At 48.6% G+C, this 15,353-nt stretch carries 12 protein-coding genes; 7 read left to right on the top strand and 5 right to left on the bottom strand.

Features of this window, described 5'->3' with window-relative positions:
* Window positions 1–35: 35 nt before the first annotated feature.
* Window positions 36–1,178 (bottom strand): peptidase C39 family protein, encoded by a 1,143-nt coding sequence (locus Q5L94_RS12120; RefSeq protein ID WP_317498649.1) that lies wholly within the window; start codon window positions 1,176–1,178, stop codon window positions 36–38.
* Between the two features lie 122 nt (window positions 1,179–1,300).
* Between Q5L94_RS12120 and Q5L94_RS12115 the strand changes: the two genes are divergently transcribed.
* From Q5L94_RS12115 to purN, 5 genes are all read left to right on the top strand, one after another.
* Window positions 1,301–2,752 (top strand): TrkH family potassium uptake protein, encoded by a 1,452-nt coding sequence (locus Q5L94_RS12115; RefSeq protein ID WP_317498648.1) that lies wholly within the window; start codon window positions 1,301–1,303, stop codon window positions 2,750–2,752.
* 16 nt (window positions 2,753–2,768) lie between these two features.
* Window positions 2,769–3,800 carry a DUF4118 domain-containing protein gene (locus Q5L94_RS12110; protein WP_317498647.1) on the top strand — a complete coding sequence of 344 codons (1,032 nt, stop codon included), beginning with the start codon at window positions 2,769–2,771 and terminating at the stop codon, window positions 3,798–3,800.
* Window positions 3,797–4,510 (top strand): response regulator transcription factor, encoded by a 714-nt coding sequence (locus Q5L94_RS12105; RefSeq protein WP_317498646.1) that lies wholly within the window; start codon window positions 3,797–3,799, stop codon window positions 4,508–4,510. The genes Q5L94_RS12110 and Q5L94_RS12105 overlap by 4 nt, the downstream gene beginning before the upstream one ends.
* A gap of 84 nt (window positions 4,511–4,594) precedes the next feature.
* On the top strand, window positions 4,595–5,650 hold the full coding sequence (purM, locus tag Q5L94_RS12100; RefSeq protein ID WP_317498645.1) for a phosphoribosylformylglycinamidine cyclo-ligase: 1,056 nt from the start codon (window positions 4,595–4,597) through the stop codon (window positions 5,648–5,650).
* Window positions 5,650–6,288 carry a phosphoribosylglycinamide formyltransferase gene (gene purN / locus Q5L94_RS12095; RefSeq protein WP_317498644.1) on the top strand — a complete coding sequence of 213 codons (639 nt, stop codon included), beginning with the start codon at window positions 5,650–5,652 and terminating at the stop codon, window positions 6,286–6,288. The genes purM and purN overlap by 1 nt, the downstream gene beginning before the upstream one ends.
* A gap of 18 nt (window positions 6,289–6,306) precedes the next feature.
* Here purN and Q5L94_RS12090 read toward each other — a convergent pair whose 3' ends face one another.
* Window positions 6,307–7,074, bottom strand: coding sequence for a DUF3108 domain-containing protein (locus Q5L94_RS12090; RefSeq protein ID WP_317498643.1), 768 nt, complete (start codon window positions 7,072–7,074; stop codon window positions 6,307–6,309).
* Window positions 7,075–7,215: 141 nt separating this feature from the next.
* Between Q5L94_RS12090 and fadE the strand changes: the two genes are divergently transcribed.
* Together fadE and Q5L94_RS12080 are read left to right on the top strand one after the other, a co-directional pair.
* On the top strand, window positions 7,216–9,669 hold the full coding sequence (gene fadE, locus Q5L94_RS12085) for an acyl-CoA dehydrogenase FadE (RefSeq protein WP_317498642.1): 2,454 nt from the start codon (window positions 7,216–7,218) through the stop codon (window positions 9,667–9,669).
* A 103-nt stretch (window positions 9,670–9,772) separates the two neighbouring features.
* On the top strand, window positions 9,773–11,341 hold the full coding sequence (locus Q5L94_RS12080) for an AbgT family transporter (RefSeq protein WP_317498641.1): 1,569 nt from the start codon (window positions 9,773–9,775) through the stop codon (window positions 11,339–11,341).
* Between the two features lie 5 nt (window positions 11,342–11,346).
* Here the strand turns inward: Q5L94_RS12080 and Q5L94_RS12075 are convergent, their stop codons facing one another.
* From Q5L94_RS12075 to Q5L94_RS12065, 3 genes are read right to left on the bottom strand one after another with little or no spacing between them, the layout of a single operon-like run.
* A complete protein-coding gene (locus Q5L94_RS12075) occupies window positions 11,347–12,549 on the bottom strand; it encodes a multidrug effflux MFS transporter (protein ID WP_317498640.1) in 1,203 nt (400 codons plus the stop codon).
* The gene (locus tag Q5L94_RS12070; RefSeq protein ID WP_317498639.1) at window positions 12,549–14,354 is read right to left on the bottom strand and encodes a bifunctional metallophosphatase/5'-nucleotidase; all 1,806 of its coding nucleotides are present in this window, start codon (window positions 14,352–14,354) and stop codon (window positions 12,549–12,551) included. The genes Q5L94_RS12075 and Q5L94_RS12070 overlap by 1 nt, the downstream gene beginning before the upstream one ends.
* Window positions 14,355–14,366: 12 nt before the next feature.
* Window positions 14,367–15,302 carry an isopenicillin N synthase family dioxygenase gene (locus Q5L94_RS12065; protein WP_317498638.1) on the bottom strand — a complete coding sequence of 312 codons (936 nt, stop codon included), beginning with the start codon at window positions 15,300–15,302 and terminating at the stop codon, window positions 14,367–14,369.
* Window positions 15,303–15,353: the final 51 nt, after the last annotated feature.

Below are 15,353 nucleotides of genomic sequence, written 5' to 3'. Positions count from 1 at the left end.
TTGAGCATAATTACGCAGAATTCAAGGGGAATTGATCACTTTGTTGTTAAATCAGCTGAAAGTACGACCGCTGCTTTTTGCTTACGACCGCCGTAGCCAAAGGCTTTGCTGAAGGTACTTATAGGCACGGGTAAATATTGACGTTCCGTAGGAGATTCCCAGGGCAAGGTGTCGTAATCGGGGTCGTTTATATAAATGAAGTCGTCGTCTGCTGCGCAAATTAAGACCCAATGCGGTGCCCGAATACCATCAAACTGATAAGTAGAAATAAGCACCATAACCAGACAGCCCTGGCTTAAATCTTCTTTTATTAAGGTTACGTCGTAGTCGCGCACAACAATGGGAACACCATGTTTTTCCAGGTAAGTCATATCGGCCTGCTGTATGCGTTGCATTACTGTCTTTTTCTGCTCCTGACGAACCGAATCCACAAATAATGGCTGGTCGGTATTTACTTCCACCCGAACTTTCAGGCCACGCTGAAACGCCGCCCGCGCCAGCCCATGAGGGCCACAGCCGCCGTGCCCGGAGGTCATATAAATAGTCGTCGCCTGACGCCAAATTTCCAGCTCTTCGGCTTGCGGGTCGCTACTGGGCCGGCCGAAATAGTCCATAGCCATCAGCAGGCTAGCCGGACCGCAGGTAAATTCCGTCGACTGGGTCAACATAGGAACGTATTCTTCGGTTGCTCCCACGCCCGCATCTTCGCCCATTTCGTAACGAGGCAACAGTTTTTGCAGAACCAGAGCATCTGTCGATTGCGATGCAGAAGGCGGGAAATAGGCTTCACGGAGCTCTATTGCACGGAAGCCTTCGCTGTTCATCAGCTGTTGCCCTACGGTATTAGAGGTTGCTACCTCGGTACGTAAAAACAAAGAATGCCGCTCATCGGCAAGGTCTTCTGCAGCTTGCAACAAACGGCGACCATAGCCATTACTACGATGCTCTTTTTCGACAACCAACGCATAGAGCCGAGCCAGGTTCGTATTATTTCGGTAAAGAACAACGGTATACCCAATGACCTTTTCGTTCAGCAGTAACACCTGAAAATCGGCGCTAGGCGACTCAATAAACCGCCGAAAGCTACGCTTACTGATAGCATCTTCGGGGAAAGTGGCAGCTTCTAGCGCCGCTGCCGCGTCTAAATGCTCATTACGTGCCGGTTGAATACTGGCCATAAAATAAAACCCCTTAATTTTACGCAGATTTTACGCCTAAAGACGCTTTCGGTATAGAGATTTTACGCCCCGCGGAATTAACCTTAGCGATAGAAAAAGTCGGTTCTTCGGACGAGGTAACAGTGAATTTAAAAGCAACGTTGCGCCTATTAACCTGGCCTATGATCTGGATTGCCTCAATTCAGTGTTTTTTTGGTTTGCTCTCTGTTTTTGTCTTTAGGGACAAGACTTTTACCGATTTTATTTACCCCTCTTTATTGTGCCTTATTTTGGCGTTTTTTCTTTTTATCCGCACTAATCGCGGTGAGCAAAAGAAAATCTTTTTCCGCGAAGCCCTGGCATTCGCTTCTTTTACCTGGATTTTAATGGGCGTTCTGGGGGCATTACCTATTATGTCCGTTACCGGGGTCAGCTTCACCGACGCGGTATTTGAATCGGTCAGTGCTATGACCACCACCGGTGCAACCATTCTCACCGGCCTCGATGAAATGCCCAAGAGCTTTTTACTGTATCGACAGTTTCTGCAATGGATGGGCGGCCTCGGTATCGTTATTTTTGTGGTTGCCATTCTTCCCATGCTGAACGTGGGTGGAATGCGCCTGCTTAAAGCGGAAACTCCGGGCCCTATTAAAAACGAAAAGCTAGCGCCACGGGTTGCCAGCACCAGCCGTTACCTTTGGTTAGTTTATCTTTGCCTGACAGTAGGCTGTGCCAGCAGTTACTGGTTGGCAGGAATGTCTCCTTTCGACGCCATAGCTCATAGTCTGACGACCGTATCAACCGGCGGTTTTTCGCCCTACGACGCCAGTATGGGGCACTTTCAGCAACCCATTATTTTGGTGGTGGCCGATGTGTTTATGATTCTGGGGGCTATCAGTTTTGCCCTGCACCATAAACTGTTTACAGCCAGAGCCATAAGTGGCTATTGGCAGGACGAAGAGACTCGCTGGTTCTTAATTGCGCTGGCGGTTTTCAGCGTTATTCTTACTGTTCTGGCATTTAACGCTCAAACTCATCATTCTTTCTGGGAGTCGCTGAATCAGGCAATTTTTCATGTCGTTTCCTTTATGACCAGTACCGGTTACGGTGCCGATGATCTTTCCGCGTGGCCTGCGGCCACCGCTGGCTTTTTAGTGGCAGCCAGTTACCTGGGCGGCTGTGCCGGCTCTACGGCCGGAGGCAATAAATTTATTCGTAATGTCATTACCTTACGCATTCTGAAACATCAAATGCTGCAGGCAATACATCCGCGTGCCATTATGAAAGTGGTGTATCAGGGAAAAGCAGTGACTAACGACGTCATCCAGGCGGTAATGAGCTTTATGCTAATGGTCGCTATTAGCTCAATGGTGCTTACTCTCGTGCTGATGCTGACTGGGCTGGACTTTTTCTCTGCATTTACCGCCGTTTCGGCGTGTTTGAACGTACTTGGCCCCGGCTTTGGCGAAGTTTCCAGTAACTTTATTCCGGTATCGGATACCGGAACCTGGGTACTGACATTAGCAATGATTTTAGGACGCCTTGAATACTTTACTTTGCTAACATTGTTACTTCCTCAATTCTGGCGGGACTAGCACATGAGATTAGAACATGAGTAAACAGCCCTGGTTAGGTTACTTGACCTCCGTCGTCATCACCGGCACGGCGGCCGGTCTTGCTTACCTGCTCGATCACTGGTTACTGCCAACCTCGGGTACGGTACTCATTCTTCAACTGGCGGTGTTGCTTATTGCGTTTTTAACCAATTTTCGCGCGGCACTACTTGCCGTTGTTCTGGCCCTGCTGTTGTTTAATTTTTTATTCACAGAGCCCCGCTATTCACTGCACATGACCGACATAGACGAAATGGTTACTGCGGTCGTATTTATTGCTGTGGCTGTTATTACCAGCCACTTAGCTACCTCGTTCAGAAACCAGAAAGAAAGCTTACGCCAGGCTCAGCTGCGCTCAAATATTTTACTGTCTGTCTCACACGACCTGAGAACCCCGCTTGCCAGCGTCATTGGTAATTTAAGCACCTTGCAGGCGTATCAGGAGCGCTTGCCAGAACAGGAGCGCGCTGAGCTTCTGCAGGGCGCTCTGGATGAGAGTGACCGCCTGCATCGTTATATCGAAAATCTGTTACAGGCCACCCGGCTTCAGCACGGCGAAATTCGTCTGACCCATGCAGTACAGGATATTCGCCCGGTTATCAGTAAAACTCTTTCGCGCTTTGCTTCACAAGAACGGTTACTGGTTAACGATTATTTACAACACGCTATGGTTGAGGTTCAGTCCTCGTTACTGGAACAGGCGTTATTTAATGTCATTGATAACGCCTTGCGCTTCTCCGGCGACACAGCTCCCGTCACTTTAACTCTGTCAGAGACCGACAAGTTCGTTATCATCGACATACAAGACCAGGGTCCGGGCATAGAAACCGGTAAGCGTTCGCTTGTATTTAATGTTTTTTATTCGTCGCGCGAGAAAGACTCTGGCACTGGCGGAACCGGTCTGGGGCTGTCCGTTGCTAAAGGAATAATCGACATTCATAACGGCCACATTGGTATTGAAGAAAGCTCTGATGGCTGCCTTGTCCGGATTCAACTACCACACGCCAACATCACAGAGGAAGTCTCATGAATGCACAAGCCCGCGCCGGCGGTCCTCGCATTTTAGTCATTGATGACGAACCACAGATACGACGCTTTATGCGCGCCTCGCTTACCGCCGAAGGTTACACCTACCTGGAAGCAGCGACAGCCGAGCAAGGAATAAAGCAGATTACCAGCCAGAACCCGCATTTGGTTATTCTTGATTTAGGCCTGCCTGACGCTGACGGCTATCAGGTAATGCGCCAATTACGCGAATGGAGCCAGGTGCCGGTACTGGTACTGACCGCACGTGACGACGAGCTACAGAAAGTGAAACTACTGGAAGGCGGTGCCAACGACTATCTGACCAAACCCTTTGGTATTCGTGAGCTTATGGCGCGTATTCATGTTTTATTGCGCGACCTCTCCAATCAACACCCCACAGCCGAAGCTCAGCTTCGTTTTGGTGAGTTACTCATTGACCGCGAGCAACACAAAGTGTTTCTGCAAAACGAGATCGTTAACTTGTCCCGTAAAGAATACGCTTTACTGGATTTCTTAGTCAGCCACCCGCAAAAACTCGTGACCCAGCAACAGTTGCTGGAGAAAATTTGGGGCCGAACGCACCAGGAAGACACCCACTATTTGCGTATTTTTGTCAGCCAGGTGCGTAAGAAGCTCAAAGATGACCCAGCACAGCCAAAGTATATAGAAACAGAACCCGGTGTTGGTTACCGGTTTATCGCAGAGAAATCCTGACACAATAAGGAGGCGCTTAAGCTACCTTTTATGGCTTAAATCGTGTTAAACTTGCGCGCAAATTTTGCCAGTCGGGATTATTCTGTGAGCGATAAAAAACCTTCTTTAAGTTATAAAGACGCGGGCGTCGACATTGACGCTGGTAATGCATTGGTTGAGCGTATTAAAGGCGTTACTAAGCGCACGCACCGGCCTGAAGTCATGGGTAACATTGGTGGGTTTGGTGCTCTGTGTGAAATTCCGGCGGGTTATAAGCAACCGGTTTTGGTATCAGGCACCGACGGTGTGGGGACCAAGCTGCGTTTAGCCATAGATCTGAAACGCCACCGCGGCGTCGGTATCGACTTGGTTGCTATGTGTGTCAACGACCTTATTGTGCAGGGTGCTGAGCCGCTGTTTTTCCTCGACTATTATGCAACCGGCAAGCTGGACGTTGACGTAGCAGCCGATGTAGTTGCCGGTATCGGCGACGGCTGTGAACAGTCGGGTTGTGCGCTTATTGGTGGCGAAACGGCAGAAATGCCGGGCATGTACGAAGGCGGCGATTATGACTTAGCCGGTTTCTGTACCGGTGTGGTGGAAAAATCTGAAATTATAGACGGCACCAAGGTTGCCGACGGCGACGCGTTAATAGCGCTGGCCTCCAGCGGCCCTCATTCAAATGGTTACTCGCTTATTCGCAAAATTATTGAAGTGAGCGGTGCTGATCTAGAATCTCATTTACAAGGCAAAACACTGGCTGATCACCTATTAGAGCCTACCCGCATTTACGTTAAGTCGGTTCTTGAGCTGATTAAACACGTACCGGTACACGCGTTGTCACACATTACCGGCGGCGGCTTCTGGGAAAATATTCCACGAGTTTTACCGAAAGGCAGCAAAGCCGTTATTGACGGCAACAGCTGGGACTGGCCGGTTATTTTTGACTGGTTAAAAGAAAACGGCAATGTCAGCATGAAAGAAATGTACCGCACCTTTAACTGTGGTGTGGGTATGGTTATTGCGGTACCCAACGAGAAAGCAGATAAAGCCATTCAAATTCTGACAGACGCCGGTGAAGACGCCTGGAAAATTGGCCGTATTGCCAACGCGGCTGAAGGTGAAGAGCAAGTCGACATTCTGGCCGACGAGACTCACTAATGAAGCGTATTGTTGTACTAATTTCAGGCACCGGTAGTAATATGCAGGCCATTCAACAGGCCTGCGAAGATGAAAAACTAGCCGGTGAAGTGGTTGCGGTTATTTCCAATAAAGCCTCGGCTAAAGGCTTAGAGAAAGCCGCGGCTAAAGGCATTGATACCGAGGTATTGAGTCATAAAGAGTTTGACTCTCGCGAGGCTTATGACGCCGAACTGAAGTCGCTGATTGACAGTTACCAGCCCGATTTAGTTGTTCTGGCCGGCTTTATGCGCATTCTGACAGGTGGTTTTACACGCCATTATGAAGGCCGCATGTTCAATATTCACCCTTCCCTTCTGCCTAAATATAAAGGTGTGAATACGCACCAGCGGGCTTTGGACGCAGGCGATACCGAACACGGCGTGAGTGTGCATTTTGTGACAGAAGAACTCGACGGTGGCCCGGTGGTATTGCAGGCCAAAGTACCTATTTTTGACGGCGACACAGTGGAAGAAGTTCAGGCTCGCGTGCACGAGCAGGAACACCGCATTTATCCGCTGGTGGTTAACTGGTTTTGCCAGGATAGACTTAAACTGGAAGGCGGCCGCGTTACACTAGACGGCGAAGTCCTGGGCGCTCAAGGCTACGCCGCCGAGTAATCTGCCATTAATGCCGGTTTACATAGACAAGCTTTTCAGTGACATGGTGGCCTGCTCGTCACCTTCTTTGAATTGCTGCATTTTAGCCATGACGTAGTTTAGCTCCGGCGCGAACCAGAAAAAGGTCTGGCGCCGGTTATTATCCCTTATACGCCCTACTTTTATTGCTTCAACCTCACCATAAGGCAACGACAATTTTTCTGTTGTCAGCACCTCAAAACGATATTCGTCTTGGTGACCTTTTTCATCAACCACCCGGTACTTAAAGGTTTCAGCGCCACTGGCCAAATCTACACGCAATTGTTCGGTCACATTGGCTTCATCAAATAACGCGTCTTCCCAGTTCACATCCAGCATACGCCCGGTATCCACATTACGAACCTTTTTCTCATTCGCTTTGAATTCACCATGAAAGGACTTATCCGATCCGGTGCCGGTTCTCATGTAAATAAACTCACGAGGCTCCAGCCGGCTATTCTCTTCATCCACAATAAATACCGAACGAGCTTCACGGGTATCCGACAAAATAAACCAGGAAATGTCCGACTTTGTACGCAATTGCCATTCGTCCTCAGGCGACACTTCAAGGTAACGATAACCTTCACCATATTCGCTGTCCCCACGCGTTATCACATAGTCAGCCTGATACGGCTTCATTGACTGTTCGATGGGTTGCTCGATGGATTGTTCGGCGTTCTGCTGACTATCTGCAACAGCAGTACTCATTGCCAAACCACTTAATAATGCGCTGGATATCAGCCAACTGACAGTCCTTTTCACTTTCACTTCTCCCCTTCTGTTTACTACTGGACGTTTATATTGACAACAAAATTCAAACGCCCGTTCAATTTTTCCTTGAAAATATACTCCGGTTGATCTAACTTGCACAGTATCACTGGTCAGACCTCCAAATCGGAGTATTACATTATGAGTATTGCACTTTGGATTGTCGCTACTGTTATAGTCGCGGCTGCATTAATCTACAAACGAGCCAGCCTGGCTATGTTCAGCGCCGGTCTTGTCATTATGTTCGCTATTGGTAGCGCAATCGACATTGTCGGTCCGGTACTTTGGGCTATTCTGGCAATTGTTCTGGTTCCGCTTAATATAGCACCAATTCGTTTAAACCTGCTGACTAAGCCTATTCTTAGCGCATATCGCAAAGTAATGCCAGAAATGTCTGACACCGAGCGCGATGCACTGGAAGCCGGTACGGTCTGGTGGGACGGCGATTTATTCAGTGGTGACCCTGACTGGTCAAAACTTCATAAGGTACCAAAAGCCGAGTTAACGGCTGAAGAAAAAGCCTTTTTAGAAGGCCCATGTGAAGAAGTCTGCAAAATGCTGGACGACTGGGAAGTAACCCACGAACTAACAGACATGCCTGAGCACGTCTGGCAGTATCTGAAAGACGAAAAATTCTTCGCCATGATCATTAAGAAAGAATACGGTGGTCTGGAGTTTTCTGCCTACGCCCAGTCTCGTGTTCTGCAGAAACTTGCCGGTGTCAGTACCGTGCTGGCCTCAACCGTCGGTGTACCTAACTCATTAGGCCCGGGCGAATTATTGCAGCATTATGGTACGAAAGATCAGCAGGATCATTACCTGCCACGCTTAGCCAGCGGTGACGAAATTCCCTGCTTTGCTTTGACCAGCCCTGAAGCCGGTTCCGACGCAGGTGCCATTCCTGACTCAGGTGTGGTGTGTAAAGGTGAATGGAACGGCGAAGAAATTGTCGGTATCAAACTGAATTTCAATAAGCGCTACATTACCTTAGCGCCAGTAGCTACCGTATTAGGTCTGGCATTTAAAATGTACGACCCTGACAACCTTATTGGTGAAGAAGAAGAGCTGGGAATTACCTGTGCCCTTATTCCTCGCGATACCAAAGGTGTTGAAATTGGTCGCCGTCACTTTCCGCTGAACGTTCCGTTCCAAAACGGCCCTATCCGCGGTAACGACGTATTCGTTCCATTAGACTTCATTATTGGTGGTCAGAAAAATGCCGGTAAAGGCTGGCGTATGCTGGTTGAATGCCTGTCAGTTGGCCGTTCAATCACTCTGCCGTCAAACAGTGCTGGTGGCATTAAGCAAATGGCCCTGGCAACTGGTGCTTACTCACGTATCCGCCGCCAGTTCAAATTGCCTATAGGTAAAATGGAAGGTGTTGAAGAGCCAATGGCTCGCATAGCCGGTAACGCTTACCTGATGGACGCGGTGACGATGTTATCGACCAAAGGTATTGATTTAGGCGAGAAACCTGGTGTTATTGGTGCTATTGCGAAATACCACATGACTGAAAAGCTACGTGCTTGCATGGACGACGCTATGGACGTCCACGGTGGTAAAGGTATCTGTTTAGGTCCGAATAACTACCTTGGCCGTGGTTACCAGGGGGTTCCGGTTGCCATTACAGTAGAGGGTGCCAACATTCTTACCCGCACTATGATGATTTACGGCCAGGGCGCTATTCGTTGCCACCCATTTGTTCTGAAAGAAATGGAAGCCTCGGCTGAAAAAGGCCCGGATGCATTGAAGAAATTTGATAAAGCCGTGTTTGGCCATATTGGCTTTGCCATCAGTAACTTTGTTCGTTCACTGTTCTATGGTTTTGGTGGTCACCGCCTGAGCTCTGTTCCGGCTAGCGACGAAACTCGTAAATACTACCAGCAGATGAACCGCTTTAGTGCCAACATGGCGTTATTGTCAGACATTGCGATGGGTAAACTGGGTGGTAGCCTTAAACGTAAAGAGCGCGTTTCTGCACGCTTAGGTGATATGCTCAGCTACCTATACATCGGTTCTTGTGTGTTGAAACGTTATCATGACCAGGGTCGCATTAAAGAAGACTTGCCGTTAGTTCACTGGGCTATGCAGGACACTCTGCATAAGTTACAGGAAGCACAGCTGGAAATGCTGGCGAACTTTGGCGGTGTTGGTAGCTTCATGCGCGCCGTTATGTATCCGTTAGGCCGTATCGCTAAACGTCCTACAGATAAAAACGACCATGAAATTGCCCGTATGCTTATGTCACCAAACGACGTTCGTACGCGTTTAGGCGAAGGCCAGTTCCTGAGCCCTGAAGGTCACTTTGGTTTCCTTGAAGAAACCCTGAAGAATGTGATTGCCGCAGAGCCACTGTACGACAAAGTTTGTAAAGCAGCCGGTAAACGCTTCAGCTTTACTCAATTAGACCAGCTAGCCGCTAAAGGTAAAGAGCTGGGCGTATTGAGTGACGACGAAGTGGCTCTGCTTGAGCGCACGGAAGTCGGTCGTCTGCGTACCATTAACGTCGATGACTTTGCACCGGAAGATTTATTAGCCGGTCAGGCAGCATTCGATTATGCCCTGAAAAATCTCAAGAAAGATGAAGCTGCATAACCGCTGAAGGTTAATCGAAAAACGGCGCCCCTGATTTCAGCGGCGCCGTTTTTTTATGCTAGAATCCTGCGCTGGTCTAAAACTTATACTAAAGGCGCGAGTTATGCAGTCTCCTAATAATGACTATAACGCGACCAGCAAAAGAGGCTGGTTCACCCGTTTTCTTGATGGCGTTGAGTGGCTTGGTAATCTGTTACCCCACCCCATTACCCTATTCGCAGTCTTCTGCTTATTCATTATTTTCATTAGTGGCATAGCTGCTTATTTTGGCGTCAGTGCGGTAGACCCCAGAGACGGCGAAACCGTTATAAAAGCAGTCAGCTTGCTTAATGCTGAGGGAATACAGCGCATTGTTACTAATCTGGTCACCAACTTTACCGGCTTCACACCGTTAGGGACGGTATTGGTTGCTCTTTTAGGTGTCGGTGTTGCTGAACGCTCAGGCTTAATTTCAGCGGCTATGCGCGGGCTGGTCATGAAAGCTCCACCACGCTTGGTAACTGTGACCATTGTTTTTGCTGGTATCATTTCTAACACCGCAGCAGAACTAGGCTATGTTGTACTGGTACCACTTTCGGCCATGATTTTTTACGGGCTGGGTCGTCACCCGCTGGCGGGTCTGTCTGCAGCCTTTGCCGGGGTATCGGCTGGCTACAGTGCTAACTTATTAATTGGCACTGTTGATCCTTTACTGTCAGGCATCACCGAAGAAGCCGCTAAAATTATTGACCCTGCCTACACCGTTGGTGCAGAAGCTAACTGGTTCTTTATGATGGCTAGCACCTTTCTCATTGCCATTATGGGCGCGTTGATAACCGACAAAATTGTCGAGCCTAAACTGGGAAAATACAACAAAGACGAAGCCTCTATTGATTTGTCCGATCAATCGTCAATGGACCCTCTGACCAAACAGGAAAAACGCGGGTTAATTTACGCGGGGTTAAGCGTTCTGGTTCTGGCTGGTATTCTCGCGTTAACCGTTGTACCTGAGTGGGGAATATTGCGTCACCCGGAAACCGGTGAAGTTAAAGGCTCGCCGTTTCTAAAAGGCGTTGTTGTTTATATTTTCTTCTTCTTCGCTATTCCCGGTTACGTTTATGGCCGAACTGTCGAGACCATGCGCACGGACCGTGATGTTATTGATGCGATGTCGCACAGCATGAGCACTATGGGGATGTATATTGTGCTGGTGTTTTTTGCGGCGCAATTCGTTAACTTCTTTAAATGGACGAATTTCGGGACTATTTTTGCCATTAATGGTGCGGAGTTCCTGACCAATATTGGTATGACCGGTCCTATCATTTTCCTGTTCTTCATTATGGTCTGCGGTTTCGTAAACCTAATGCTGGGCTCAGCTTCTGCTCAGTGGGCTATTACCGCCCCTATTTTTGTCCCTATGCTGATGCTGATTGGCTACTCGCCGGAAGTTATTCAGGCGGCGTACCGCATTGGTGACTCAGTCACTAACGTTATTACCCCAATGATGAGTTACTTTGGCTTAATATTGGCCGTTGCGGCTCGTTATAAGAAGGATTTAGGTATTGGCACTCTGGTTGCCATGATGCTGCCTTATTCTATGTTCTTCTTTGTAGGCTGGTCGCTGCTTTTCTTCCTTTGGGTCTTTGTTTTTGGATTCCCTGTAGGACCAGCCGCACCGACCTATTATAACTAAAAAGCTTATTCTGGCCGGCGCATTACGCGGTATGCAATTACCGCGAGTAAGCCGGCCACACCTATGACCCAGGCCATGGCATAATCAGTATATGAACCGGCCTGACTCACGCCAGCAGAAACCAAGCCAGCAATTAAGAACTGTAAGCTACCAGTTACGGCAGACGCCGAACCTGCGCGTTCTTTCTGTTCAGCCAAAGCCCCGGCCATAGCGTTCGGGAATACCATGCCTAAAGTCGATATATAGGCAAATAGCGGCAGTAATATTCCCCAGAATCCGGCATTAAAATACGCCATAACGCACATAACAATGGACACCACGGCCAATACCGGTAAGGAAACATTAAGGATCTTGCGTGAGGAGTGGTACTTCAGTAACCAGCCATTAAGCTGTGAAAAACCAATAATGCCAATAGCGTTTAATCCAAACAGCCAACTGTAGTGCATAGGCTCAAGTCCAAAAACCTCAATAAACATTTTTGGCGAGCCTGTGATATAGGCAAATAATCCTGACTGAGCAATAGCGCCCGTTAACGAATAACGCAGAAATGAAGGGTCTCGCAGAACCGCCCAATAAGTGCTGCCGGTATTTCGCATACGCACGTCGTAGCGACGCCCGCGGGTTTCTGGCAACACAAAGTGAATAGTCACGGCGGAGGCCACACCTAAACCGGCGACAATTAAGAACAGAGCACGCCATCCCATCCACTCGGTCACATAAGCCCCAAACAGAGGTGCCAGAATAGGGGCAACGCCCATGACCAGTATCAGAAATGAAAACACACGGGCAGACGCTTGTGGTGTATATAAGTCACGCACCACAGCCCTTGCAATAACAATACCGGCACAAGCCCCTATAGCCTGCAGGAAACGTAAAGCAATCAGCCACTGGATATCCGGTGCAAAAGCACAGCCAACAGACGTCACCACGTATATAGCCAAACCGATATACAAGGGATTCTTACGCCCGAATTTATCAGTCGCCGTGCCATAAAGCAGTTGCCCAATAAAAAGGCCGAAGAAAAAAGCCGTCAGCGACAGTTCAACGTGGTGTGTATCGGTCGCATAGTCCGATGCAATAGCGCTGAAAGCCGGAAGGTACATATCAATGGAAAGAGGCGCAAAGGCCGTCAACAGCGCCAGAATAACAACGATGAAATCGAATCTGGCGTTATCGGAGACAGGGGCCGGCTCGAATGAACGAGCCATTATTTATCTCCCACAGGAACGTACGATTGTGTGGCAAATTCTTGCGGACGCTTCAGAACCTTCTGCTCTCTGGCATAATCCGCCAGTGACTGAGCGTAATCTATTCCCGTATTACGGGCTCTCCCACGCTCACTGACACGGTAAAAGGTGTTATAGCCGTCCTGACCACCTGCAATAAAGCTGTTTGTCACCATCACGTAGGTAGCTCTGGCGGTCATTGGTTGCCAACTGTTGCTGCCTTTATCCCACACTTGCAGGTTAGACACACGACTGCCTTTTTCTTTGGTTAAGTCAACCGAATAACGAATACCTGCACCATAGGGGTAAGCTCGGGTTGAGCCACCGTCAGAAATGGAATAGGCCAGCGCCTCTTCTATTGCCTGTTTGAACTCAGAGCCGCTCAGTTCCAGCTTAACCAGAGTATTTGCGAAAGGCAGTACAGTAAAAGCGTCACCTACGGTGAAGTCTCCCTGGCTAATACCAGAGCGGACACCACCACCATTTTGAATAGCGAAGTCAGCTTCCGGCACTGAGCTCAGGAATGCTTCAGCAACCAGGCGGTGAGCGCCAGAACTTATTATGTCAGCACAACCATCGCGTCTCGGCAGATCAATTTCCTGACTGCAAATTTGCTGTGGCACTTGCGCCAGCACTTCGGCAGAAAACTCTTCAACTTTGCCTTGATACTCCTGCAACATGCTTTGCAGCTCAGCGTCAGGTTCAACAAAGCTGAAGACTTCACTTTCTTCCAGTGCGGTTTTAATTGGCTCGTAAGTGGTCACAATACCGTCGCTAACCTGAATGTCGTCACTCAGAAGATAATGCGGACGTCCGCCGCACTCCGCAATTTTGTCACCTTTAAATACGGCTTTCATCTCGCCAACTACCAATGAATATTGATAAGCATGACCAATACAAACTTTGTCGCCGTCAGCATTGGTCAGTTCGGTTGGATAAGGCCCGTCAGACTGCATACCAAAATCACTGAAGTCGCCTAACAGCGTATGCGAATCACCCCCAATAACAATATCCACACCCGGCAACTGCTGCACCAGCTCTTTGTCCCGCTCATACTGAATGTGCGTTAGCAGAACTATTTTTTCGATACCCTGCTGTTGAACTTCCGCGATATACTTGCGCGCCGTTTCCAGTTCGTCTAAAAACTCAGTGGACTCATCGGGCTGCGATGACTTCTTCGTTTTACTGGCAATATCCAGACCAATAATGGCTATTTCTTCACCGCCACGCTCGACTATTGTGTACGGCTGAAACATTTGCCATTCGCGGTCGGTGGTCAGTGGAGACTGCCCGACTTTTGGCTTAATGTTCGCTCCGAGCTTCACGGTGGGACAGCTTTCAGTCCCCAGTTCCTGCAGGAACTCGGCCAGTCCGGCATCGCCGGTATCAAACTCATGGTTACCAATAGTGAAAGCATCGAAACAGATGTTGTTCATCATACGGGCGTCGGGTTCACTACCAAACAAGGTGAAATACAAGCTGCCTGTCAGGGCATCACCAGCATGCAACGTCAGTACATTTTCGTTAGCCGCGCGTAGCTCTTTGATTTGCGCGCCAACACGAGGGAAGCCACCGGCATCAACTTGCCATTCCTGTTCTCCCCACACTAAGGTTTGCCGCTTAGCGTCCAAATTAGAATGATGGTCGCCAATGTGCAATAACGTTAATCGAAACTCGTTGCTTTCAGGCTCCTGCGGAGCTGATGCGCAACTGATGAGTAATGCAGAAACAGTGACAGCAGCCACACCCTGAACTATGCGTTTTAGATTAAACTCGCCTGTTTTCACCAGCGGCTCCTTTTAGTCTTTTATCAAACCAATTTCACGTAAGCGCTGCATTAGATAGTCATCTGCTGTAATAGGGTCATCTCGCTGCGGATTCTCATTCGAAATACAGCTTTCCAGCGGTGTGATCATCACATCTGGATTAAAATGTAAAAAGAAGGGTATTGAATAACGCGACTTTTCATTAAATGGTGCTGGCGGATTAACCACCCGGTGTGTTGTCGATGGCAGCACATGATTCGTTAAGCGCTGCAACATGTCACCCACATTGCAAATAATGGCACCTTCAATAATCGTTACCGGCACCCAGGTGCCGTCTTTGGCCAACACTTCTAAGCCCGGTTCTCGCGACCCCACCAGGAGCGTCAGAACGTTGATGTCTTCATGCGCACCAGCACGAACAGATGGCGTATCTTCATCAACAATAGGTGGATAGTGTAAAGGCCGCAGAATTGAATTGCCGTTATTCACTTTGTTTCGGAAAAAGTCTTTCGGTTGACCCAGATAAACAGAAAGAGCTTCCAGCACCTGGTTCCCTAAGTTATCCAAAGCCGCGTAAATAGCCAGCATATCGTCTTTAAATTTAGGCAGTTCTTGTGGCCAGACGTTTGGCAATAGTTGCGGGTACGGCGGCTCGCCTTCAATTTCACGACCCACATGCCAGAACTCTTTTAAGTCGACATGTTTGGCGTCTTTAGCCACTTCAGTACCAAAGGGCGTATAACCTCTGGCACCGCCCTGACCCGGACGGTGATATTGCTTTTTTACATCTTCAGGTAACGCAAACAATTCACGACAGGTATCCAGTGCTCGTTCAATAAGCGCGGTATCAACGCCGTGCTGGGTTAAGGCAATAAAGCCGTATTTTTCGTAACCATTACCAACATCTTGGGTAAAAGCATTAAAGTCATTCTGATAACGGCGCATATCAACGTGCGGGATAGACTGCATGGTGAATTCCAACTTCCTGAAAGAGCTTTATGAATAACCGTATAGTGTATG

Source organism: Idiomarina sp. Sol25 (genome assembly GCF_033052775.1).
Taxonomy (GTDB): Bacteria; Pseudomonadota; Gammaproteobacteria; order Enterobacterales; family Alteromonadaceae; genus Idiomarina.
The sequence above is the reverse complement of the archived record's forward strand: the minus strand, read 5'-3'. Positions and strand labels throughout refer to the sequence as shown.